Source organism: Microseira wollei NIES-4236, from assembly GCF_020521235.1.
Lineage (GTDB): Bacteria > Cyanobacteriota > Cyanobacteriia > Cyanobacteriales > Aerosakkonemataceae > Microseira > Microseira wollei.
Window position 1 is genome coordinate 16,186 of record NZ_BLAY01000094.1, and the last position, 23,802, is coordinate 39,987.

20 protein-coding genes and 2 pseudogenes are annotated in these 23,802 nt (G+C 46.6%); 13 read left to right on the forward strand and 9 right to left on the reverse strand.

Annotated elements, in window-relative coordinates; all coding sequences use genetic code 11:
- Positions 1-77: 77 nt before the first annotated feature.
- The 4 genes from MiSe_RS27575 to MiSe_RS27590 form a co-directional block, all read right to left on the reverse strand.
- Complete coding sequence (locus MiSe_RS27575; RefSeq protein ID WP_226586522.1) at positions 78-1,343, reverse strand: polysaccharide biosynthesis/export family protein; 1,266 nt, start codon at positions 1,341-1,343, stop codon at positions 78-80.
- 77 nt (positions 1,344-1,420) lie between these two features.
- Entirely contained in the window at positions 1,421-2,230 is an 810-nt protein-coding gene (locus MiSe_RS27580) for a cyanoexosortase B system-associated protein (RefSeq protein WP_226586523.1), read from the reverse strand.
- A gap of 48 nt (positions 2,231-2,278) precedes the next feature.
- Entirely contained in the window at positions 2,279-3,202 is a 924-nt protein-coding gene (gene crtB / locus MiSe_RS27585; protein ID WP_226586524.1) for a cyanoexosortase B, read from the reverse strand.
- Between the two features lie 4 nt (positions 3,203-3,206).
- Positions 3,207-4,373, reverse strand: a complete 1,167-nt coding sequence (locus MiSe_RS27590) for a DegT/DnrJ/EryC1/StrS family aminotransferase (RefSeq protein WP_226586525.1) — start codon at positions 4,371-4,373, stop codon at positions 3,207-3,209.
- A gap of 210 nt (positions 4,374-4,583) precedes the next feature.
- Between MiSe_RS27590 and MiSe_RS27595 the strand changes: the two genes are divergently transcribed.
- Together MiSe_RS27595 and MiSe_RS27600 are read left to right on the forward strand one after the other, a co-directional pair.
- A complete protein-coding gene (locus MiSe_RS27595; RefSeq protein ID WP_226586526.1) occupies positions 4,584-5,420 on the forward strand; it encodes a dienelactone hydrolase family protein in 837 nt (278 codons plus the stop codon).
- Positions 5,421-5,756: 336 nt separating this feature from the next.
- On the forward strand, positions 5,757-6,134 hold the full coding sequence (locus tag MiSe_RS27600) for a hypothetical protein (RefSeq protein ID WP_226586527.1): 378 nt from the start codon (positions 5,757-5,759) through the stop codon (positions 6,132-6,134).
- Between the two features lie 415 nt (positions 6,135-6,549).
- Here MiSe_RS27600 and MiSe_RS54020 read toward each other — a convergent pair.
- Positions 6,550-8,328: pseudogene (locus MiSe_RS54020) on the reverse strand (protein kinase domain-containing protein).
- A 102-nt stretch (positions 8,329-8,430) separates the two neighbouring features.
- Positions 8,431-10,428: an excinuclease ABC subunit UvrB gene (gene uvrB, locus MiSe_RS27615; protein WP_307731548.1), complete on the reverse strand. Its 1,998-nt coding sequence runs from the start codon at positions 10,426-10,428 to the stop codon at positions 8,431-8,433.
- Between the two features lie 306 nt (positions 10,429-10,734).
- On the opposite strand from uvrB, the gene MiSe_RS27620 reads away from it, so the two are divergent.
- The 8 genes from MiSe_RS27620 to MiSe_RS27655 all read left to right on the forward strand — a co-directional run bounded on the left by MiSe_RS27620 (position 10,735) and on the right by MiSe_RS27655 (position 16,351).
- The gene (locus tag MiSe_RS27620) at positions 10,735-11,298 is read left to right on the forward strand and encodes a hypothetical protein (RefSeq protein WP_226586532.1); all 564 of its coding nucleotides are present in this window, start codon (positions 10,735-10,737) and stop codon (positions 11,296-11,298) included.
- A 127-nt stretch (positions 11,299-11,425) separates the two neighbouring features.
- Positions 11,426-12,013: a hypothetical protein gene (locus MiSe_RS27625; RefSeq protein WP_226586534.1), complete on the forward strand. Its 588-nt coding sequence runs from the start codon at positions 11,426-11,428 to the stop codon at positions 12,011-12,013.
- 395 nt (positions 12,014-12,408) lie between these two features.
- Positions 12,409-12,663: a hypothetical protein gene (locus MiSe_RS27630; protein WP_226586535.1), complete on the forward strand. Its 255-nt coding sequence runs from the start codon at positions 12,409-12,411 to the stop codon at positions 12,661-12,663.
- A gap of 10 nt (positions 12,664-12,673) precedes the next feature.
- Positions 12,674-12,976: a hypothetical protein gene (locus MiSe_RS27635; RefSeq protein ID WP_226586541.1), complete on the forward strand. Its 303-nt coding sequence runs from the start codon at positions 12,674-12,676 to the stop codon at positions 12,974-12,976.
- Between the two features lie 348 nt (positions 12,977-13,324).
- Entirely contained in the window at positions 13,325-13,531 is a 207-nt protein-coding gene (locus tag MiSe_RS27640) for a DUF751 family protein (protein WP_226586543.1), read from the forward strand.
- A 35-nt stretch (positions 13,532-13,566) separates the two neighbouring features.
- On the forward strand, positions 13,567-13,995 hold the full coding sequence (gene rbfA, locus MiSe_RS27645) for a 30S ribosome-binding factor RbfA (RefSeq protein WP_226586545.1): 429 nt from the start codon (positions 13,567-13,569) through the stop codon (positions 13,993-13,995).
- A 56-nt stretch (positions 13,996-14,051) separates the two neighbouring features.
- Positions 14,052-15,698: a glycoside hydrolase family 3 protein gene (locus MiSe_RS27650; RefSeq protein WP_373872884.1), complete on the forward strand. Its 1,647-nt coding sequence runs from the start codon at positions 14,052-14,054 to the stop codon at positions 15,696-15,698.
- 401 nt (positions 15,699-16,099) lie between these two features.
- A complete protein-coding gene (locus tag MiSe_RS27655) occupies positions 16,100-16,351 on the forward strand; it encodes a DUF4327 family protein (RefSeq protein ID WP_226586550.1) in 252 nt (83 codons plus the stop codon).
- Between the two features lie 149 nt (positions 16,352-16,500).
- On the opposite strand, the gene MiSe_RS27660 is transcribed toward MiSe_RS27655, so the two are convergent.
- Both MiSe_RS27660 and MiSe_RS27665 read right to left on the reverse strand, forming a co-directional pair.
- A complete protein-coding gene (locus tag MiSe_RS27660) occupies positions 16,501-16,890 on the reverse strand; it encodes a hypothetical protein (RefSeq protein WP_226586552.1) in 390 nt (129 codons plus the stop codon).
- Positions 16,891-17,147: 257 nt separating this feature from the next.
- Positions 17,148-17,501 (reverse strand): hypothetical protein, encoded by a 354-nt coding sequence (locus tag MiSe_RS27665; protein WP_226586554.1) that lies wholly within the window; start codon positions 17,499-17,501, stop codon positions 17,148-17,150.
- A gap of 505 nt (positions 17,502-18,006) precedes the next feature.
- Here MiSe_RS27665 and MiSe_RS27670 point away from each other — a divergent pair.
- A complete protein-coding gene (locus MiSe_RS27670) occupies positions 18,007-19,590 on the forward strand; it encodes a CARDB domain-containing protein (RefSeq protein WP_226586556.1) in 1,584 nt (527 codons plus the stop codon).
- A 403-nt stretch (positions 19,591-19,993) separates the two neighbouring features.
- Positions 19,994-20,803: a DUF928 domain-containing protein gene (locus MiSe_RS27675; protein WP_226586558.1), complete on the forward strand. Its 810-nt coding sequence runs from the start codon at positions 19,994-19,996 to the stop codon at positions 20,801-20,803.
- On the opposite strand, the gene MiSe_RS27680 is transcribed toward MiSe_RS27675, so the two are convergent.
- Positions 20,778-23,405 carry a CHAT domain-containing protein gene (locus MiSe_RS27680; RefSeq protein ID WP_226586560.1) on the reverse strand — a complete coding sequence of 876 codons (2,628 nt, stop codon included), beginning with the start codon at positions 23,403-23,405 and terminating at the stop codon, positions 20,778-20,780. The genes MiSe_RS27675 and MiSe_RS27680 overlap by 26 nt on opposite strands.
- A 9-nt stretch (positions 23,406-23,414) precedes the next feature.
- Here MiSe_RS27680 and MiSe_RS27685 point away from each other — a divergent pair.
- Positions 23,415-23,802: pseudogene (locus tag MiSe_RS27685) on the forward strand (hypothetical protein); the annotation flags it as partial.

Below are 23,802 nucleotides of genomic sequence, written 5' to 3' on the forward strand. Positions count from 1 at the left end.
GGCAACAAATTTATCAGTATCGAGTAGTTTAATGTTGTAGCTATTTTGAGGGAAATTAAAGCTATTGGTAGTTATTATTATGGGTTTCCAGTCCCCGACCCCGGCCCCAAGAAAATATTCTGAGTACCCTGAGTAAACGAGCGGAAGAAGAAGAGGAATTGCAGAATATCTTGGAAAGGTTGGGTAATCGTGGTAAGAGCAAACCTAATCCTAGTCAGCAAGTTGCGACCGATGACGATCGTATCATTTTCACGCAAAGGAACGTTTTGAGATGCATCGCCCAATATTGCCCTTCTAGCATTCAATTCTCGCATAATTACCCGACCTCGTTCTGGGTCGAAGCGCAGCAAGCCAATGTTGCCAATATCCGCCGTTTGGAGACTGGGGGCAATCGCTGTAACAGCATCGAGAAAGGTACTACCATTGCGAAGACTAAGATTCGCGATTGTACTGCGATCGTAGCTCAGCACTCGAATCGTAATACTAGGTTGCGCCAGGGTAGATCGCGCCACCAGTTGGCGGTCATAAGTTGCTAGGTTGCCAACTTCCAGCTTAGGGACGATTACAGCATCGCCGTCCTGAATAACTAAATCTGGCAGCGGATCTCCCGCCAGCAGGGGGGTAAAAAAATCTACCCGTTGTTCGATATAAGAGCCATCGTTGAGAAACCGACGCACCAAAACCGCTCTCAGGTCAGCTTCAGTTGTAGTGCCGCCTGCTGCCACAAGCACAGTTAAGAGGCGCGTCAAACCACCAAGCGCGTAGAATCCCGGTCTAACGACTTCGCCGGTAAGGGTGATTTGGCCTGGACGCGGCGCCCCAAGAGCTACCGTGACCTGCGGATTGACTACAAACCGATTATAAGCGGCGCGAATCCTTTCTTGCGCCTCTTCGAGGGTAAAACCGGCGATGCGCAATTTGCCTACCAGGGGCAGCAGGGCGTTTCCTTCACCGTCAATCGCAAAAGTTCCGTTCAGTTCTGGAAAGCGCGGTACGACAACACCAATGCTATCTCCTGGCCCCAGACGGTAGATTCTAAATTGGGGATTTGGCTGAAACCGCTGGGGGGGTGTATTTTGCAGTTCAAACGGAACGATGGGGATTTGCGACTGGGCAATTGAATTTTGCAGCGAGGATTTTGCATTTTCCCGGTTAGGGATAGCTGCCCAGGTGTTTTCGGGATCTATCCACAGCAACAGCGCCCCTGGTAAGATTGTGGCGCCAACGTGAAGGCCGAACAAGCAGCCAGCTGTTAGACGCCGCCAGATTTTAAGCTTTGGACTTTCGCCCTTTTCTCGGTAAGGTTGAATTTGGGATTTTATTCCACCTGCTGCGTTGTGCATTTCTTCTGTGCGGGCAATGCCTAACCCTAAAAGCCTGTATATCTTAGCACCATCAGCCGCGCTGACCCTGAGTAGTTCTAACTGCCCTTGAGGGCATCGGCAATTAAGGCAGCTTGAACGGTTTGTCCCAGGGACTCGGCAACGGACCAAGCGCGTTCGATGTCGCCTAATGGTTCAATGGGAATCATGATGCTAACTGCGACCCAAGGAAGGCGACGACCTTGCCACTGAGCAATTTGATCGGCAAAGAACCAGCGGTTGGGTTCTGGGTTGCCCCCAGTAGGCCAAGCGTACCACTGCAATACGGCAAAAGTGCCGCTAAAGTTTCGCTCCTGTATCCAGTTGCGAAAGTATTGCGCTTCGACTTGCAGTGTTTGTCCACCTGCATTGGTTGAGGGTACTGTAAACTGCGATCGCCTAAATCCATCGGTTTGCCACTGGCGCGGTTGATTTGTCTGCCACCACCGGAATCCCCTCAAATCCACCCACTCTACCTGGGGCATATCTTTATCATCGCGCATTGGACGCAGCAGCAAAATCGCCTGGGTTTGGGCATCTCGCCCAATCACCTGAAACGACCATTTGTGTCCGCCTATTTCAATTGGCTGTTGGTTCAACGTCTGCCAATTGGGTAAACTGATGCCAGTTTTTTGTAAATTTCTGATTTGTTTGAGATTAGTAACAGATAGCGGCTTCTCCCAACGCCAGCTTCCCTTTAGGTAACCGGGAACCGCTCCCAAACCCATTAGTAGCACCAGGCATACCAACAAGATAGTTTTCGAGAGTTTTGAGTTGAGAGGGGCGAGTTTAACTGGCATTGCTTGCGTCTCACCGAGATTTTTATTCACCCTGCCCTTACCAAATTTTGCATTAAAGAATTTATTCATAATCTTTTAATAATAATTGGCTGTGCTTAGCACAAAGCGCGACCATAGTCAATACTCTTGTGGTGAATCGCTTTGCTCAAACGCTTCTTGAGGGTTGCTTTGATCGGACTGGGCGGGAAAAAATCTGTCAATCGCGTTAATTACCAAAACCAACATTCCCAGCATACAGGCTGAATAAACATCACCGCCCCAGCCTTCGTGCAGCACTTCAAAGGCATGGTCTTGCCCGGTACCGTGAAAGAAGGTCAACAGGGTATTGCGGATGATATTAGCGGTGACGCTGATCAAAACTGCACTGACTAAAAAGAAAATTGATTTGTTGCGCGATCGCCATGTATCGGTCCAGTACAGCAGCATTATCCCCACATACAAACTGGTAAACAGCATTTTCAAGCCAGCACAGTGGGGCGCTACCTCTACAATCCTGCCATTTACATAAAGATTAATCTCTTCCACCGTCACTGGAAAGCCTAACTGAATCAAGATAAACCCAGCGGTATGGGCGATAAAACTCTGGAGGGGTAAGGCTAGTGGTTCGATCAAATAGGGCGCTTGATTGGGCGTTGCCAAAAACGCCAACAGCAGCGGGAATGCTTGCAGTTTCAAGCCGGGGAAACCTTTGAGCCACAAGCAAAGCCCTGCCAGTACTATCGGGAAGGATAAATTAGCAAAGTCGGGTAACCCACTCAGATAAAAAATTCCCCCCAGCACCAGCAACGCCGCACCAAGGGGATTAAACGTATCGGGTAACCGCCGCCACTGAAAGCGCCCCATCCAAGCAATATAGGCGGCAAAGGGTAACCCGATCAGTCCGTGGCTGAAATATTCGTGGATGATGCCAATATTTTTATGCAGCCAGCCGTCATACCAATGCCAAATTAGGGGCGCGTATATAATCGCCAACAGTGCCAAGATAGCGGCATCTAACAGGTGGCGATCGATGACATTGGGGTATTTCTGTCTAATTTGCATGGTCTTAGGCGGAAACAGCAGCCTTTGGTGCATATTTTAGAACTTGACAAATTGCTTCCACTACCTGCTCAACTTGAATTTCGCTTAAACCCGGAAACATCGACAAGGATAAAATTTGCTGAGACAGGGTTTCTGCGTGGGGGAAATCGCCTTGTTTGTAGCCTAAATGCTCAAACGCGGGCTGGAGATGGCAGGGAAGCGGGTAGTGGATGCCGGTTTGGATGCCCATCCCATCTAGTTCTGCCCCGATTGTATCCCGGTCAAGCGGGCAGGTTTCCAGAATGCGGATTACGTATAAATGATACACGTGACCGCTACCACTATTGTTTTGGATGGGGACGATGCCCTGTTTTTTGAGGGGTTTTAATAAGGCGTCGTACTGTTGGGCAACTTGGTTGCGCTGGTTGTTCCACTGTTCTAAATGGGGCAATTTTACATTCAGGACGGCGGCTTGTATGGTATCCAGGCGGCTATTTGTCCCGTATTCGGTGTGGAGATATTTTTTTGGTGCGCCGTAGTTGCGTAGGGTTCTGACTTTTTTGGCTACGGTTTCATCAGCGGTGACAACGATGCCGCCATCGCCAAATGCGCCTAAATTTTTACTGGGATAAAAGCTAAATGCTGCCGCCGTACCAACCGATCCGGGGCGATAGCCTTCTCGGTGGGCGAGGTGGGCTTGGGCGGCGTCTTCAAAGATAATTAGGTTGTATTTTTGGGCTAATTTTAGCAGCTGGGAGGGCGATACCATTTGCCCGTAGAGGTGTACCGGAACGATCGCTTTCGTCTTGGGTGTAATCGCTTTTTCTGCCGCATCCAAATCGATTAAAGCGGTTTCTTGGTCGCAATCGACTAAAATCGGCGTTGCGCCGGTGCGGAGAATGCCGATCAGGGTGGCAACGAACGTGTTCGCGGGTAAAATAACTTCATCCCCAGGAAGGATGCCGCAGGCTTGTAAGCCTAGAGCGATCGCATCTGTCCCGCAAGCCACCCCGATGCCGCTAGATACGCCACAAGCAGCAGCAAAGGCTGACTCAAATTCCACTAAAGCACGTCCACATATAAAATCTCCCCGCCGGACTACGTTCATTATCGCTTCGTCTAGCAGGGTTTGAATCGGTTCGTGTTGAAATGTTAGGTTGACAAAAGGAACTTTTACAGGGGTATTAGTCATTGATGAAGAAGGTAAAGGTTAGGGTCAGTGCTTGGGAGCGAGCGTACGCGCAAGCTACCTAATCTATTTATGGTGTATCTGCTTAATTTTGCCTAGCGTAGGCTTACGGGATCGCGATAAAGATTCAATAAAGTCTCTGTAAAATTTCTGTATAACCGAGTTGACCAAAGAAGCTAGAATTTTGGGGTGGAGTGCTTGGAGAAACCCGCCGTGAAAGAGTTAAGTCGTCGCAAATTTATTGTTGTCTCAACGCTGGCGGCAGGGTTTGCCTTAGCTGTGCCCCCTATTTCCGCCCAAGTTATTACCACAGATACTCTGGGATTGGTTGCAGGGGAAGTAAAGATTCCTGTGCAAGATGGGGAAATTCCAGCTTATCGGGCAATGCCTGCGACGGGAGAGAATTTCCCCCTAGTGCTGGTGGTGCAAGAAATCTTTGGCGTTGACGAACACATCCAAGATATTTGCCGCCGCTTTGCCAAGTTGGGATACTGCGCCGTTGCTCCTGAACTATTTTCCCGCTTTGGCGATGTTTCTCAAATCAGCGATATTCAAGAAATTATCTCCAAAGTTGTTTCTCTAGTACCGGACAATCAAGTTATGTCCGATTTAGATGCAACGGTTGGTTGGGCAGAAAAATCCAGCAAAGCAAATATTAATCAATTGGGAATTACCGGCTTTTGTTGGGGTGGGCGAATTGTTTGGTTGTATGCAGCTTACAGTCCCAAAGTTAAAGCTGGCGTTGCCTGGTACGGACGTTTGGTGGGCGAATCTTCTTCTTTAACTCCCAAACACCCAATCGACATTGCACCTTTTTTGAAAGCACCCGTCCTTGGACTCTACGGCGGGAGTGACGAGTTTATTCCTAACAATACAGTAGAGCAAATGCGGCAGGCACTCCAGCGCGGGCGTAGCAGTTCCGAAATCATCCTTTATCCGGATACACCCCACGGTTTTTTTGCCGACTATCGCCCGACCTATCGCCAACAGCAAGCTGAAGATGCCTGGAAGCGTCTACAAGCTTGGTTTAAGCACCCAGGCGTCGGTTAAATACCCTTCGTAATATCACCGCACTACAAAAGTCACCCACTGCCTTATAGAAAACTACCCTGAAAATCCAGTGGTTTTGAGCGTTGCAACCAAAGGATTTTGGCAAATCCTCCAAAGTTAACCTTTCAACAGGACTTACGCAAAGAAACCGGGTTTCTATAAAAAATCGTCGCTTTGTCACCAGAGATATACGCAGAAACCTGGTTTCTAGGAACGCCCAAGCGTAAGTCCTGTTCAAAATCGGAAGCTTCAAATCTAAAATAGTAGAAGCCTGAAAATGGACTTTGCGCTTGCCCGGTTGAGAACACTAGGTAGTAGTTTCAGGGGAGAAAGGCCATGATGCACAGAATTGCAATAATAACCGCCTTCGGCGTCACAGCGGTAGTCACGGTGACATCAGCAGTTTACGCGCTTCCTATAGCACAGTCTCAAGCAGATACCGGGGTTACCCTATCGGGTGACTCGCTACGCGGACTGGAAAACCGCAATGCAGACAAAGATTTTTCTTCGTTTTTTACTGGAGCTTCTCCTATTTTCCAAAGCGGAAATAACAATAATGTCTTGACTGCACCGAATCAACAAGGCTCACCTTTGGGCAATTTAGAATTTCGCGGTGGCAGTTTAGATAATGGCAACAATAACGATCCTTTGCGCTTTCCCACTGCTGACTCGGATCAGCAATTCAGGGTGCGCTATCGGGTGAATGAGCAATAATTTCAGTTTATGGCTGGCAATTTCACCCGGATGTGTGAACCGCACAAGGTGTAGCTGAGTTTATTCTAAATCTAGATGCGCCTTGTGTTGCCCCTTCTTGCGAAGGGGTTTTTATTTTGCAGGTGATGGAGAGAAGATAATTTAAGCGGTTTGCAACCTCACATTGAGGTGATTTTGCAAATAAACATTGACTGGTAAACGAGAAGAATTGACAACTATTTCTTTGTGTGTGACACGCTGCTCAAACACCAATAATACCAAATCCGGCTCGACAACCCCTTTTATCTTCTTCCTATTCTTCTTTGTGTCCTTCGCGTCTTCGCGGTTTTAAAAGGGGGTGATGGAAGCGGATTTGGTATGATAGACGAATCAGATGAGGAATAAAAATCCTGAATATAAAACCTATTGCTCTACATCACACCCGCTGCCAAATCTTGATTGTTTTGTCGTGACTGCCACTAACGAGAGTCTGCCCATCCGGACTAAAGGCGATGGAATTTACCGATTTGGAATGACCTGCGAGGGAGCAGATTTCTTTGCCTGTACTTAGTTGCCAAAGTTTAATAGTTTTATCATCGCTGCTAGTGGCTAGAAGCTGCCCATCCGGGCTGAAAGCGACGGAAATAACCGCGTCGCAATGACCTGCGAGGGAACAGATTTCTTTGCCTATACTTAGTTGCCAAAGTTTAATAGTTTTATCGCCACCGCCGCTAACTAGCATTTGCCCATCCGGACTAAAGGCGATCGCCGCCACCCAGAACGAATGACCTGTGAGGGTGCAAATTTCTCTGCCCGTACTTACTTGCCACAATTTGATTGTGTTATCCGTACTGCCACTGGCAAGAAGCTGGCCATCCGGACTAAAGGCGACGCAAGTAACCCTGTCGTAATGACCTACGAGCGTGTAGATTTCTCTGCCTGTACTCAGTTGCCATAATCTGATTGTGAAGTCGCTACAGCCACTAACGAGAGTCTGCCTATCTGAGCTGATGGCAACACTAAGAACCCAGTAACAATGACCTGTAAGAGTGCGAATTTCTCTCCCTGTGCTTAGCTGCCACAATTTGATAGTCTTGTCCCAACTGCCACTCGCTACAACAAGTCCATCTGCACTGATGGCGATGGCAGAAACACTTTCACAATGACCTGTAAGAGTGCAAATTTCTCTGCCTGTACTTAGCTGCCAAATCTTGATTGTTTTGTCGTGACTGCCACTAACGAGAGTCTGCCCATCCGGACTAAAGGCGACACAATGAACCCAATGGGAATGACCTGTGATGCTGCGGATGCATTGCCAAGCCTTTTGTTGTGTAGCGTTTGCATGACTAAATAGTTGAATCGCCGGATCGACTTGAATATTAGCTCTTTCTACACTAAATGCCAATAAATCCAACAGTGCCTGCACTGACTGAGGACGAGACTTAAATCTTAGCTCCATCCCTCGCATAATTGCCTCATTTACCTGGTCGCTGATATTGGGATTGAACTATTGGGGTGGTTCTAAAGGTATATTTTGGAGTCTTGCAGGCGCAGGTGTAGGCAATTGTCCTGTAAGCAAACTATACAGTGTCGCTGCCAAAGCGTAAACATCGATATATTCTCCTCTTGGTGCTTGTGAGATATATTGCTCCGGTGGGGAAAAACCATCGGTCTTATACTCTGTATGCATCTGAATAACATTGGGGATAAATTCTCTAGCGATGCCAAAGTCAATCAGCACGGCTTCTGACTTGAGAGTGCGGATCATAATATTTGATGGCTTGATGTCGCGATGCAGCAAGCCTTTATCGTGAATCATCGTCAAAGCATCGCCAATTTGCCGGATATATTGCAGCGCTTCTGATTCGTTTAGTAAACCTATCCGAGCGATCCGTTTGGCTAGGTCTTCGCCTTCAATGTACTCCATCACTATGCAAGGCAAATCTTCCTGATCAAAGACGCTTTCGATGCGAACTACATGAGGGTGGCGGCACAACGCAAGGCGAAGCGCTTCGTTGCGGAAATTTTGCCTTAATTTGGCTTGGTGCGGTATCCAGGTCGGGTCGTTGAGGATTTCTTGTCTGAGAGTTTTAATTACCCACAGGTTGCCTCGTTGGTTCCTGGCGAGATACGTAATGCCTAATCCGCCAACGCCTAGTTTTCTTTCAATTATGTAGCGATCGCCAAATAAACTCTGTCCTGTATTCCACATCATTTGGTAACAACCGCGCACTAGCTGCTATTTATTTTGCCACTGCATAGAGATTAGGGGATCGATTTTGGCGAGCGCATACCAAACAACAAACAAAACTTGCTACTAATGGCCTAACAATTTATCGCGCAGGTGCTTGATGCGATCGCGCAATTTCGCCGCCTCTTCAAATTCCAGTTTCTTCGCCGCTTCTTTCATCTGGGTTTCCAGTTGACCAATTAACTCTGGAATCTCTTCCAACGACAATTCATCTGACTTTTCGTAAGCGATTTCTAGCTCTTTATAATTCAATCGCCGCGATAAATCCAAAAATGCTAAAATCGAATTACTCGATTTTTTCACAATCGGTTGGGGTGTAATTCCATGCATTCGATTGTATGCCATTTGAATGCCCCGCCTGCGGTCGGTTTCGTCAATGGCTTTAATCATGCTATCTGTCAAATTATCGGCGTATAAGATAGCTTGACCCCGCACGTGACGCGCTGCACGACCGATGGTTTGAATGAGCGATCGCTCTGCCCTCAAAAACCCTTCTTTATCTGCATCCAAAATAGCAACTAACGAAACTTCGGGCAAGTCTAATCCTTCCCGCAGCAAGTTTACTCCAATCAAAACGTCGAAATTCCCTTCGCGTAATTCTTGCAAAATTTCGATCCGATCAATTGAATTAATCTCCGAATGCAGATAGCGTACTCTGATTCCTCTATCTTGCAAATACTCGGTTAAATCCTCCGCCATCCGCTTGGTTAACGTCGTCACTAACACCCGTTCTTGACGGGAAACTCTGTCTTTAATTTCTCCCAACAAATCGTCAACTTGTCCTGCTGTCGGACGCACAAAAATTTCTGGGTCAACGACGCCTGTTGGTCGAATTACTTGTTCTATCACTCGACCTTCAGATACTTCTATTTCCCAATTTCCCGGCGTCGCCGAAACAAAAATACACTGGTTGACTTTTTCCCAGAATTCCTCTGCTTTTAAAGGTCGGTTATCTGCGGCGCTGGGGAGGCGAAATCCATGTTCGATTAAGACTTGTTTGCGCGAGCGATCGCCGTTATACATCCCGCGAATTTGCGGCACTGTCACGTGGGATTCATCGATCACCAGCAACCAATCTTTGGGAAAATAATCGATTAAACATTCCGGCGGTTGCCCCGGCAGACGCCCTGCGAGGTGGCGAGAATAATTTTCGACGCCGTTGCAATATCCGACTTCCCGCAACATTTCTAAGTCGTAGCGAGTGCGCTGATCGAGTCGCTGGGCTTCTAATAATTTACCAGCTTTTTCTAATTCTTGCAATCGGTCTTTTAATTCTTGCCCAATCGCTTCGATTGCAGCTTCTAATTGGTCTTCTGGGGTGACAAAGTGACGGGCAGGATAGATATTTAACGCCTCGACACTTTGGATAATTTCTCCGGTTACGGGGTCAACATAACGAATCGCGTCGATTTCATCGCCAAAGAATTCTACGCGGATAATTCGGTCTTCGTAAGCGGGACCAATTTCTAATACATCGCCGCGAACTCGGAACCTTCCCCGACTTAATTCTGTATCGTTGCGACTGTACTGAACTGAGGCTAAATCTCGCAATATTTGCCGTTGGTTGACTTCTTTCCCGACTTGCAGGGGAATGGCAGCGTTGAGATATTCCGAGGCAATTCCTAAACCGTAGATACAGCTAATCGAAGCAACTACGATTACGTCCTTGCGTTCAAATAGCGATCGCGTCGCCGAATGTCGCAGCATATCGATTTCGTCGTTAATTGCAGCGGTTTTCTCGATATAAGTATCGGTGACGGGTATATACGCTTCCGGTTGATAGTAATCGTAGTAGCTGATGAAGTATTCAACTGCATTTTCTGGGAAGAATTGCCGCAATTCATTACACAGTTGGGCGGCTAAGGTTTTATTGTGGGCGAGGACGAGGGTAGGTTTCCCTACTTGCTCGATTACTTTGGCGACGGTATATGTTTTTCCCGTCCCCGTAGCACCCAGCAGGGTTTGGAAGCGGTTGTCTGCTTGGATGCTGCTGGTGAGTTGCGCGATCGCTTGTGGTTGATCGCCGGTTGGTTGAAAGGGCGCTTGCAGGTCAAATTGCGTCATCATGCTTTGATAATCTCGCTTGAGTGCAAAAACTCTTGTGTCTGTCAATCCCGCTCTAGCTTGCACTCTTTACGATCGTACCTAACCCGCTCTCACCTTGCCTGTGCGGGTTTCATCCCCGATCTGGACGGTGATGCGCGCGCTCAATCATTTTTAATTATTGTAACAATATATCTTTTTTATGTTGAGTTCGTTAAGATATTTATACCTATATCAGGTTATTTGAAGGTAAACTCAGATCTATACGTTTAAGCGTCTGGGTTTTCCGGCATAAAGGTTAGTTAAGAGTCTACAGGAGTCAAAATCATGGCAGTTAGCACCAGCAAAACTAAGAATAATACGACAACCAGCGACGCAAAGAGCCAAAACAATGCTGAAAGCAACGAAAACGCTCAAGTTGAAGCAAATAGCGTGGAAACGCAAGAGACTGGCGAGCAAGTGTCGGAGTTGCAAGTAAAGGAAGAAGCGCCCGCAGATTCCACCAAGGTAGTGCGGTACGATAAGTCGAGTCTGGTATTTGCTAACCGCCCTGTTGAATCAAGCAATCTGATAGTGCGGGAAACCCTCAATGCATCGGGGATTCGTCCGATTATGTCTTCTGAGTTAGCGATCGCCAGTACAGTCAATGCAGCCGGAATGCGTCCCATTAGCGCTAGCACTCTGCGCGTTATCGAAACGGTGAACATTGCTGGACTCCGTCCCATCGCCGCCAGCGAGATCAAAATGTCGGATAGCATTGCCTTGATGGGGATGCGTCCGGTAGGGTTAAGTACCCTGCAATTTTCCCAAATGATTATGTCCGCTGGACTGCGCCCGATTGCATCCAATGATATCGACGATAGCAACACGTTGATGGGTTTTCTAGATTAGGACAAGGGAATTTTAGATTTTAGATTTGAGATTGCAGATTGAAATAAATCTACAATCTGAAATCTTAAATATATTAAGATAATCCCCCGCTAAAATAAGCAAAAGCGGGGGATTTTTAGCTAATAATATGGAAATAGAAGTTTCGATGTTACTGGGAGCGAATTCTAGAGAAGAAGCCGAAAATTTAGGTTTAGAAATTGCCAAAAAAGCTTATGCTGAATTTTTGGCTGAAGCGTTAGACAAGGTTTTTGACGATTTAGCTATAACGTCTCGTTACTGCTTAGTTCATTTTGACCCAGACTTCGCTACCTGCGATGAATACGAGGTTGAAGAAGAGATTTTAGAAGCGCTTGGGCAGGTTACTGCTAATACAATTTCATGCCATAAAAACTATTATGAAGTATTTGTCAACCTGCCAGTAGAGTTAGCAAATATTTCCGACGATGACGGGGACAGAGTTTCTGTATATACCTTATGGCACAAGGTACACAAAAGATCTATTCCCTGCTGCGTAGAAGACCCGATAAGCGACTTAAACTACGATGATTTGTCAGAACAAATTGTCGAGCAACTGGATGAATTAAAAATTAGACTTAATTTTAGATGGGACATTTTACAAGTGTCTCATCACTATTACAAAGAAGGCTATCCTTATTTTCAGAATTTCTCTCACGGTCAATCTATCGGTAATACGGATTTATATGAGTTTGTTTAAAAGCAATTTTAAAAATAGCGTCAGTGCTTCTAGAAAATTGTGAAATAATTAAGAAATACTAAAAAAAATAAACTTTTGACACAAAAGATGATTTGGGGTTGATTCACTTATTCCAATCAGGACTTACGCAAAGAAACCGGGTTTCTATGAAAAATCGTTGGTTGGGGAGAGAGCTACGCAGAAACAAAGGTGATAGGCTTAAAAAGTCAAAATAATTTTAACAATTTATTTATAAATCAGCTCTCAATTAGACAGTGCAACCTACCCAAAAACTTCAAGGAAAATTATGGTATCAAATTATACGTTTTTTTCGATTAAACTATAGTTTGATGTGACAATAACGATTTTTCAGCTGAATAAGTGGAAACCCTCTAAAGGTTTCAGGGAGATAAAATATGACAGCAACGCGGCAAGAGCTTTACATGAACCTGATCGATGAATTGTTCAAGTGTCCCAGCGGTCAGGAACCAGAAGTTTTAGATGCTCACTTAGATTTGATCGATGCTGGTTTAGTAGAAACAATGGTACAGCTGGCAACGTATATGGCACACCAAGATAACCAGGATGGAGCTAAATTTTTACTCCACGTCGCCCGCGAATTAGCTAAGCAATTGGGATTATATCCCGAATTGTCAACGACCTCGGCGTAAGTGAAAACTTATGGAATGCACTGAGGCACAAGAACTAGCCTTCGATTTCCTCATGGCAGAATGGGAAATTGCGGAAGCAGACCGAGAGTGGTTCTCAGTTCTTAACTGTCGTTGGGTTAAAGATAGTTGGTACGTTGTCGAAATTGGCGTAGAAGGATTGCCCGATAAATGGGTAATTCAAGTTTACGACACGGGAGAATGCGACCCCAACTATACTTTTAATTCCCCTATTAGTGCGGCATCGGGAACGGCTGAATTGGAGGAATTTCCGCCCGAAGTCGCCCAGATGATATCCAAAGAACGCCAAGGTTAGTTTTTCAAGTTAATCAGGCAAGTTGCTAGTTCAGGACTTACGCACGACGAGTCTAGAAACCGTTTTCACAGAAACCCGGTTTCTTTGCGTAAGTCCTGTAGTTATAACCTTGGGCGTTGCTAATAGCTAATAGCTAATTGCGAGATGTGAAGCTCACAACAATAATATCCTGACATTAGCCATTAGCCATTAGCCATTAGCCATTAGCCGCTATGCATGAGATTGGTATGTCAGGGCAACTAAAGTTGTCGAGAGCGTTTGATCCCAGTCCTTGTGCCGTAAGCTCTCACCCTCTCGTACAATGTAAAAAAGCTGTTGCTTTAGCAGCCCGCGGGAGCTGCAAGACAAATGTTTGATGGATTTTGGGACAACGTTTCGCGCTATCCCCGGTTCTTAGTAACCATTATCTTGGGGATATTCGTCAATACCTTCGGCTGGCTGACACCGCTATTTAAGCGCCCAGTTACGGCGATCGCTCTAGTCGGCTTCCTGGTGGGTCTTTTAATTTTCGTTAGTTTAACCTTACGAGCGATGCTGGGATTGAGCGCGATTTAGTTAGGATGGGTGAGAAACACTGGCTTTGAAATATTATGGCTACGAATCGTCGCGTTTCTCGCGTTGCTGCCCAAATTCAACGGGAGGTCAGCCAACTGCTGCAAAACGGGATCAAAGATGACCGGGTGGGTTCCAGCATGGTCAGCGTCACCGATGTGGATGTGTCCAACGACCTGCAACATGCCAAAATCTTTGTCAGTCTCTACGGCACTAACGAAGCGAAAGCCGAGACGATGGCTGCATTGAAAGAGGCTACGAGCTTCGTTCGCAAAGAACTAGGGGCGAGGGTGCGCCTGCGCCGCACCCCGGAAGTGGTGTTTGTGGAAGACCACTCCCTCGAACGGGGCGATCGCATCCTATCGCTGATCAACCAGCTTTCCTCTAAACGCCGCGATGACGATGAACTAGAGGCAGATGACAGCGACTATGATACAGTATCGGCAGAGGAAGAGGACAAACCTTGAATGCTTCTAAACTGCCCGATTTAAACACCCTGTCCCTGGAACAACAGGTGGCTCAGATGGTCGTCGTGCGAGCATCGGGCTACCTGTTCGACCATCAAATTCAGTATCCCGCCTGGGAACCAAAAGCCGCTAAGTTACAGCATTGGTTGCAAAATTTAGGCGTCGGAGGCGTTATTTTACTGGGAGGGAGTGCCCCAGAATTGGCACTGCGATCGCAACAACTGCAAAACTGGTCTAAAATCCCCCTACTGATCGCCGCCGATATCGAAGAAGGTGTCGGACAGCGCTTTTCTGGCGCGACTTGGTTTCCTCCCCCAATGGTTTTGTCCCCAATTGGGGATAAAAATCCCGCCCTCGCTCAGGAATACGCCGAGCAAATGGGAGCCATCACCGCAGAAGAAGCTCTGGCTATTGGTATAAACTGGGTACTCGCACCCGTAGTCGATGTTAATAACAATCCCGATAATCCAGTTATCAACGTCCGCGCCTTTGGCGAAACTCCAGCCGATGTCAGCTGTTTGGCAACGGCTTTTATAAAAGGTGCTAAAAAATACCCCGTATTAACGACAGCTAAGCATTTTCCCGGACACGGAGATACGGCAACCGATTCTCACCTAGAATTACCTGTATTGCCCCACACCCCAGAAAGACTGGGTGAAATTGAACTACCCCCGTTTATCGCCGCTATAGAAGCTGGGGTAGACGCGGTGATGAGCGGTCACTTGCTGATACCAGCTTGGGATGCAGAAATTCCGGCTACCCTGTCGGAAAAGATTTTGACACAACAACTACGGAAAAATTTGAGTTTTGGCGGGTTAATTGTTACCGATGCGCTGGTAATGGGCGCGATCGCTTCTCGCTACGGGGCAAGGGAAGCACCCGTCTTGGCAGTGGAAGCCGGGGCAGATATTCTATTGATGCCGGTAGATCCAGAAGCCGCAATTGCAGCAGTATGCGATGCGGTTAAAACGGGGCGGATCTCCCCAGACAGAATTCGCGCCTCTTGTCAACGAATTTGGCAAGCTAAGCAGAAAGTGGCATATGGGGAAGAAAATGACCAAGAAGACAAGGGGACACGGGGACACCCAGACGCGGGGAATTGTGTAGAAACACTCGACCCTCTCCCTTGTCTCCCATTCTCCGCCTCCTCTTCCGTCTCCCCGCTATTGGCTCAGCTCGCTCAACCAAAAGCGATCGCTACTGCTGCCCATATCCTCCGGGAAAGCACGCAAGTTTTCGGGTCGGTTCCCTTGGATTTGGCAAAAGATTCCGGGAATTTACGTAACTTAATAGTGGTAGACAATCTTTTGGATTGTGAATTTTTGTGTCGAACCGCCCCGGCGCTGGCGATTCCAGAGCAACTGGGGTACAAATCCCAACTCGTTGACTGCCATACTCCCAGCATGTCAGTCTGTGGGGGAGAAGAAACTTTCTCTGCCACGGTGCTGCAACTGTTTATCCGAGGCAATCCTTTCCGAGGCAGTGCGGGACTGACTCAAATGGCGCGGGATTGGTTTAAGAAATTATTAAAAACCGGCGAACTGCAAGCGCTGGTGCTGTATGGTAGCCCTTATGTTAAAAAACTGTTCTTAGCCGCTTTACCGCCCGGAATCCCTTGTATATCGTCCTACGGTCAGATGCAGCAGGCACAAGCGATCGCCCTAGAAATTTTGTTCGGTAGAGCTTACCAAAACTCGCGATAATATCCGCTATTTGTTTGGGAATACTAAATTTAGACAAGCTTTCTTGAGCGGAAGCTGCCGATTGAACTCTCAGATCGTCTTATCCCCTCTAGGCAAGTCTAGTCTGGCTTGCCGGGGCATTTGAGTTTCAGTAACTCCTCCCGTGGGTAATACTTAACCTTGGGATTACCTGCTGCTTGCTTTACCCTAAAGGCCAACCCATAGGATGAGAGGGGAAAGCCGCTTAGATCTGTGTATAACGATTTGGAGGTAATGTCAATATTTGCTGACTTTGGAAACATTTATTAATATAAAGGAGCAGTGGATAGCGCAAAAATGAAAATCGTTCAGTATAGGGAACTACAAACTATCCGCTTGTTTTGCCCATAACCTTAAGCCCTCTTAGTTTGAGAGATATTACAATGAGCGTTAAAACGGTATCATCTGCGGTTACATCTACGTCAGTTCAATACACCCTAGACGTGATTCAAGAGGAAGCACGTCGGCTGGTGCATAAAGGAGTTGTGAGCCGCCAGCAACCCATATACACGCTTTGCCAATTCATCCCGGCGCGGGAATGGGCGTGGGTTGAGTGTGAATTGGAAAAGAACAATTATTTACTCAGGGATAGGATTGGCGATTTAATGGGGCATGAAGAATGGCAGAATGACTGAAGTCGTTGGTAGGCGCTTGCGTCAGCGGTCAGAGGTAACAAGCAAATCCTTCTGACAACTGACTCAAGATAGATGACAAAAAACAGATGGGAAAAAAGTCAATCAGTCGTAATCAGGCGATCGCAACAGAGCGATCGCCGCTACGATTTTTATGACCGATCGTCTTGAGAACGCAAATTTTCTAACTCCGCACGCATAGCAGCAATTTGGGCAATCAGTTCCTGGATTTCTAGCTGCACATCCGTTGCAGCAGCGGGGTTAGGCGTCGCGGGACTTGTACGGGCAGTTGGTGGTGTCGCGCTCGTGGTTTGATTGGTTTGTTGGCGCAACAGCGAATCAACGTAACTGCGAGCTTCCTGCTCTGTTATTTCGCCTTTTTCAGACCATTCTTGAGTCAACTGGATCAACTGTGACCCCAGCTGGGACAAAGTTTCGGATCGCTTTTGATCGTCTTGCAGGGTTTCGACTAGGGAAGCCGTAGCGCCTAGAGAAATGCGAAACCCTTGTTGCAGTAGCAGAATCAGGTTATCGGAGTTCATCGCCAATTTTAGCTAGGGTCAGGTAGTCGCTTTGGTGGCGGCATTAACGTCGAAGCAATAACAGCTGCTGTTAGAGCGACTGCCAAACCTAGTTTACAAGAATTTATCCAAAATAATAGAGCGGATTGCAGCGATAAAAGGTACACCTTGGTTTGTGTAGCGGCAGCATTAATGCTGCCGCTACACAAACAAGCCAAAAGGCTGTACCGCACTCGAAAAGCAATCGGCTGTATTTACCATACATCTACCCACTTTGGCTAGCCGACCTGCTCGATATACTGGCTAACATCATCAACGAGCCTGGTGAGTTCGGCTTCGCTGGTTAAGCGAATGCGATCGTCGCGGACCGTGAGCAGCACTTTGGCAGCAAAGGGACTAGGCCAAATATTAGGATTGCAGAAAATTTCCAGAAAAATATGCCCCGTGTATTGATATTCCATTGGTTTTTGGGGATTAGCTTTACCTGGTGCGCCCGAAGTTTGGACAGCAACGGCTTTTAACCGTTCCATCAACTGATTGAGCGCAGCTTGTAACTCCCGTGCGGCTTGGGGTGTGAAGTTAAAAGAGACGGAACCTTCTACCAAGTTGAGCCTGAGTGGGGAAGCAGACATAAGTAATAGATCTGAACGTTCATCGATCTATCTTACCGGGGGCGAGACTGGCAAGCGATCCGCGATAACTCGCACAGGACTTGCGCAAGAGCGTTACCAGAAACCCGGTTTCGACCTGGCTCTGGTTGCCTTTCCCAAGGATTTTTAGTATCGCCAAAGTTTCTTTGCATAGGCAAGCGATCGCCGATAACTCTCTATTGTCAGGAACGACCTACCGTCGTCAGCCCTACCTGAAATTACCTGAAATTACCTGAATTATCACAGTCCCGAATTTAACTGAATTATTGAATTGAATTATTCAACATACTAGCAATTGTAGAGTTAAAAACAACTCATGCAATTGCCACTCAATCTTTGGTTCAAACCTTTGAAAGAATGCCGAGAATTTTCCAGAAAAGCGCAGATTTTTGACTCGGCATAGCACAGAAGCCTCTAGAAACTGTCCAAGTTTTTTATTTCAACACATTCGTTCTGTAATTTTTGAGTATTTATCGGAGAACTAACAATGGAATTCCTCACCCCAGAAATCAACCCCTTGCGCTCCAACATTGGTTTAGAATCAGCTAGCAACAGCACCGCAGCACTCGGTTTAGATCGCGATCCCTTGCAAGGTTTGACTGCAAAGTTACCTGGGATGGGAGGAAGTGAAAGTGGGATAATTGACTCGCTGTCGATCGCGTCAACCGTGGATAAAGGGGCAGTCAGCAGCTTTATTCTGGGGAACGATTCGGTTGCGGGTGCGATTCGCCCTCCGGGCGATCCGCTGGGCGGAATCGCTCCTAACAACGCCCCCATCACCCGCGCTGATATCGATCCGCTCACAGGTGCATCCAACAAAACTGCTACAGCAGCAGCATTAGTCGCCGGAGTCGATTTAGCAGGTCAATTCTTTAACGTTGTGCCAACTTCTCTCCAAGCTGGGAATAGCGTTAACTTCCAGTACCAAATTCAAAACCTCGGAACGAATGTCGCCGGTGCATCTACGGTGAAATTCTACCTGTCCACCGATCGTTCCATTGGCGCCGGTGACTACGAATTGGGTAGCGCTTCTGTTGTTAGTTTAGGTGGCGGCGGTAACACGGGAATTTTAAACAAAACCTTGACCCTGCCAGGAGTCGGAAATGCTTTTTGGAAGTCGGTTGGTGATGGGAACTACTACATTGGTATGAAGGTAGATGCTAACAATCAAGTCGCCGAATCGAACGAAAATAACAACGCCAGCACGGGTTTACTCAAAGACTACGATAGCCTCAGCGTTGGAGGAACTAAAGTCGCTGACTTGTCTGGGAAATATTTCGATGTGATACAAGAACCCCTGAAAGCGGGAGACGGTTTCAGCGTCAACTATCAAATTCAAAATACGGGAGTTGGTACGGCTGCTGCCTCGACGGCGAAGTTCTATCTTTCCAAAGATAATGTTATCAACGCGAACGATTACTTCTTAGGCAGCGCCTTTATAGGCAGCTTGGCTAGCAACACCAGTACCGCAACTTTGACGCAGAATCTAACCTTACCTGGGGCTGGAAATCCCTTCTGGAGTGGCGGTGATGGAACCTACCGCATCGGCATGATTGTAGATGCCAACAACAATGTCAGCGAGACAAATGAAGCCAACAACGCCAGTACGGGCGAATTTAAAGACTTCGACAGTCTCTTGATTAACTACACCAAACTCAACCAAATTAAGGTCAACATTAACCGCGTTGCCCAGATCGATAATTTAGATCCCGATCCTATATTCGTCACCAACCGGGCTGACTTCTATTCCAAAGTAACCATCGCTGGGGTACAGCAGAGCAGTCCAACGATTGATGGCAAAGATGATGTGAGTCCCAACTGGCAGTTTATTCAAACGGCAGGAGGTCGAGTTCCGATCAAAATTGAACTGTGGGAAAGCGATACTGGCTCTGGTGACGAACACGTTGACATCAACTCAAGAAGGGGTTACAAAGATCTAAATCTCACCTACGATCCGCTAACTGGAGCGATCTATGGAGATGTGGCTGGCAGCAAGGGACAGCAAATCTACTCCTACGGTGCGGGTGACAGCGATCGCGGCAAGATTTGGTTCACGATCGATCACGTCTAGTGTTTCGCCGCAGCCAGTTTTAGGATAAGATTCAGATACCCGACTTCTCTAAGAAGTCGGGGATCTAGCTTTTGGCAGAGAAGGAGAAGAATCAGATAATAAGCTAAGACGCATTTAAATTGCTGGTTGAGACTGACGCGGAAGGGGACACACCAGACGCGGAGAGGGTTTGACGGTTTGTTTCCTAACTGAATAATATGCAATTTAGATGCACAACAGCTTATCATGTCGGTTTGAGTACCCATAGTTAGGACTGACGCTCTGACGCTCTGACGCTCTGACGCTCTGAGTTTTAATTATGGGTGAAAAGCCTGACATGATATAAAATATCTAACAGATTGCGGAAAAGATGTTTTTTTGTTGTATTTAACTGTGGGAATTTCAATTGAACTTCATATTATTTATGAATAAAAACCGGGTGCAATTTAAACTTAAATCAGTTTTAGCCGCAAGTTGGGCAATTGTTAGCCTGAGCAGTTGGCTTTCGCCTTCAATGGTGAGATCGCAGCCGTCAAATAATAGCGGTGAGTCAATTAAAATCCGCTTTGTGCTAGCAAATCCAGAACCACCAGATCGGGGAACTCCCACCAGCAATCGGGGAACTGGTAGCCGTGGCAACTGTTTATATAAACAGAACAAACCGCCTTTGACTAGCTTGGTGGGTAGCAATAATTTGGAGTTAACTGTCAGCGATCGCCCAACTTTTTGGGTGTACGTACCTTATACACAACAGGAAGCACCGAGTGGTGAATTTTCCTTGCAGGATGGCGAGAATGATGTTTACCGAACACGGTTTCAACTGCCAGCTACCCCCGGAATTGTTAGCATTAGCCTGCCAGCAAACCAAAAACCTTTGGAGGTGGGGAAAACTTATCGTTGGTACTTTGAAATGAATTGTCCGCGCACAGAAGCAGGAGATCAAGTGACTCCCGCTTCTGTTACGGGATTAGTGCGACGAGTTTCACCTTCTGCCGCTCTGAACAATGCGTTAAATTCGGCAAAAAATCCGCTGCAACGCATTGCGGCTTACGCGCAGCATAGCATTTGGTACGACACGCTCACCGAATTGGCTAAACTGCGCTCAAATCCGGCGCAGAATCCTGGGATTGAGGGCATTTGGGCGGAGGTGTTGAGCGATCGCAATATTGGATTAGAAAATATTGCCAAAGAATCTCTTGCGGGCAATATTACAACCAATTCCCGATCAGAGTAAAGGCAGCCCAGTGATAAGGGCGATTGTAATCGGTTTGGGAGTAATCAGTTAAAAAGGCAATTTGAGTATTTCGCAGTGCTTCGGCTTTGGTGATTTGAGGATTTTTTAGTTGTTGATAAAACCGGGTCATAAATTCAGCCGTGGACGCATCGTTTACTTGCCATAATGTTGCTAATGTGCTGCTTGCTCCCGCTCGAATCGCAACTCCTGCCAATCCCAAAGCCGCTCGTTTATCCCCCAAAGCTGTTTGGCAAGCACTCAATATCAGTAATTGAATAGAGTTTTGCGTTGGGTTTTTGCTCCGCAATAAATTATCTAAATCTCTAACATTGATGCGTTGGTTCCAATCTAAAAGGAAGGTGTTTTGTAGATTGGAGCTAAATTTGCCATGAGTGGCAATGTGAACGACGTTATAAGGAGCATCGTTAATTTGTTTTTGAATTTTTTCTTGCTGAAAATCTTGATTTTCTAGTTTTTCACTTTGGTCGAGTTGTTTTTGGATTGCCTCCAATTCCACAGTTACGTTATCGATGGGGGAAAAACCTTCTGGCTCAAAACTAGGAGCATTGGCGGCTCCGGCAAGGATGGCTCTGATATTTTTTCTTAACAGCGGCTGGGGATTAATTAATTGTAAACCAGGGGTAACAACAACCGCATACTGTTCTATCAGATATTGTTTCCCCGTATAGAGAGCCGCCGGCGGAATATTTCGCAAGGAACCATCTAGGACAAACACCAAAGTTTTGAGCGGTTTTTGGTTGGGCTGGGCGAAATTTTCTAAATCGGCTGACAAGGGTTTAATTAACCATTCATAAAGCTGTTTTGCAGCTGCTTTTATTTCGCTCAAGCTGATGCTGCGTTGTGTCAAAGCAATTCGCAATTCTCGTACAGCTTCGTCTACTTGAGCTTCAGTTACACCCTGATTTGTGTAGTGGTGTAAGTTATCTTTTCCGGGAAGTTTGACGATAATTTCTAAGCGATTTTTGAGAATAATTGGATAGATAATTGCTGCTTGTTTATCTAATTCGTCAATATTAACTGGATCTGATTTTGCACAGGCATCCCGGAAAAAGTTGTCCAATTCTGCTAATTGCAGCGATTCCATGACGTTTCTAGCTTGGATCAAGTTGTCTTGAGTGGGAGAGCGCAACAATAAATCAACTAATTCTCGGTAGACTGGTTCTACAGTTTCTCGGAATGAAAACTGGATTTCGGGATTGAGAGAAACTAAATCGCTGCGGAGATTATTTAAGGTATTAACGGCTGCTTTGTAATATGCGATCGCTTCCGAATTAGTTGGTAAATTACTCTGCAAAATTCGCCCGATCTGCCACTGCCATTGATAGGCAATATCTGACGCATTCAGTTGTTGAGCAATCAAGAGTGCTGCTTGGGTTAAATTTTTAGCTTTTGACCAATCTTGGGTTTTTTCATAAAATTTACCCAGCATTCCCAAAGCATAGGATTGTGCCCTTTTATCTTGTAAGCTTTCTGCTTGTTGAATTGCCGCATTCAAAAAAGTAGGTATATCGCTTTCTCTGCTTTCTAATTTTAGCAAACTTTCAGCGAAATTGACAGCAGCATAGACAGATTCCCGACTCGCATGCAGTGTGGAAATTTGGGATAAAATTGGAGGTAACAACGATTGAGCATCTGAGATTTGGTTAATTTCAATTAACAAACTCAACTGATTGAGTTGGGCTTGCAGGCGCGTGAGGGTTGAGGATGAGATCGCCACTGCTTTTTGATAGCGATCAAGGGCTTTTTGGGTATAGTTATTGCCAGCTTGTTCATCGTTAAAGATTGCTGCTCTTTTAGCTAAAGTTCGCTCCGTATTGCCTAAACTCAGCAAGGTTTCGCTTTCTAGTTGCGGCGATTTTGGCAAGCGTTGAACGACTGCCAAACTCAGGGTTAAAATTCTGTAAGATTCATCGATATCTCCGGCGAGACGCAGCATTTTACCGAGATTCCGCAAACCAGTTGCTTTGAGGGAAGAATCCGGTTGTGCTTGCAATTTTTGTTCGATTTGTGCAAAGAGTTTTTCGGCACGTCGGTACAATCCCAAAGCTTGCATTGCCTCAGCTTGATTAATTTGGCTACCGAGTACTCCCACTTCATCCCTCGCTTGTGCATAGAATATTTCGGCTTGTCGCCAAGTTTCTAGGGCAGTTTCGGCTTTTCCCGTCGCTAATTGCAGACGCCCTTGTGCGTTTAAAACTTGGGCGTGGACTTGTTCGTTTTTACCGTTTTGTGAGTTGAGTAACGACAGACTTGTATTAATGGCTGTTGCTGCTGCTTGCCACTGTCCGAGTTTTTGATACGCTAACGAGAGCCAGCTTAATGTTTGTGCTTGTTTAATTTTATCGCCGGATATTTCATAACTTTGTACGGCTTGCTGTAGGGTGCGGACTGCTGCGGAAAACTGTCCGGCATCATAATGGTTTTTGCCTGCTTCTACAAGGGCTAAAGCTGTGTTTTGAGGGGGGATAGATAGTTGTGCTTTGACTGGTTGTATTGCATGGATGCTAAGACTCAAAATTAGTCCTAAAATGGCGAGAATAGAGATATTGCTAAAGTAGTACCAGAGGGGCAGGATGCCCATGCCACAAGAGTGATTTTTTCTGGTGGTGTAGTAGTACCAGAGGGGCAGGATGCCCATGCCACAAGAGTGATTTTTTCTGGTGGTGTAGTAGTACCAGAGGGGCAGGATGCCCATCCCACAAGAGTGATTTTTTCTGGTGGGGTAGTAGTACCAGAGGGGCAGGATGCCCATCCCACAAGAGTGATTTTTTCTGGTGGGGTAGTAGTACCAGAGGGGCAGGATGCCCATGGCACAAGAGTGATTTTTTCTGGTGGGGTAGTAGTACCAGACGGGCAGGATGCCCATGGCACAAGAGTGATTTTTTCTGGTGGGGTAGTAGTACCAGACGGGCAGGATGCCCATGGCACAAGAGTGATTTTTTCTGGTGGGGTAGTAGTACCAGACGGGCAGGATGCCC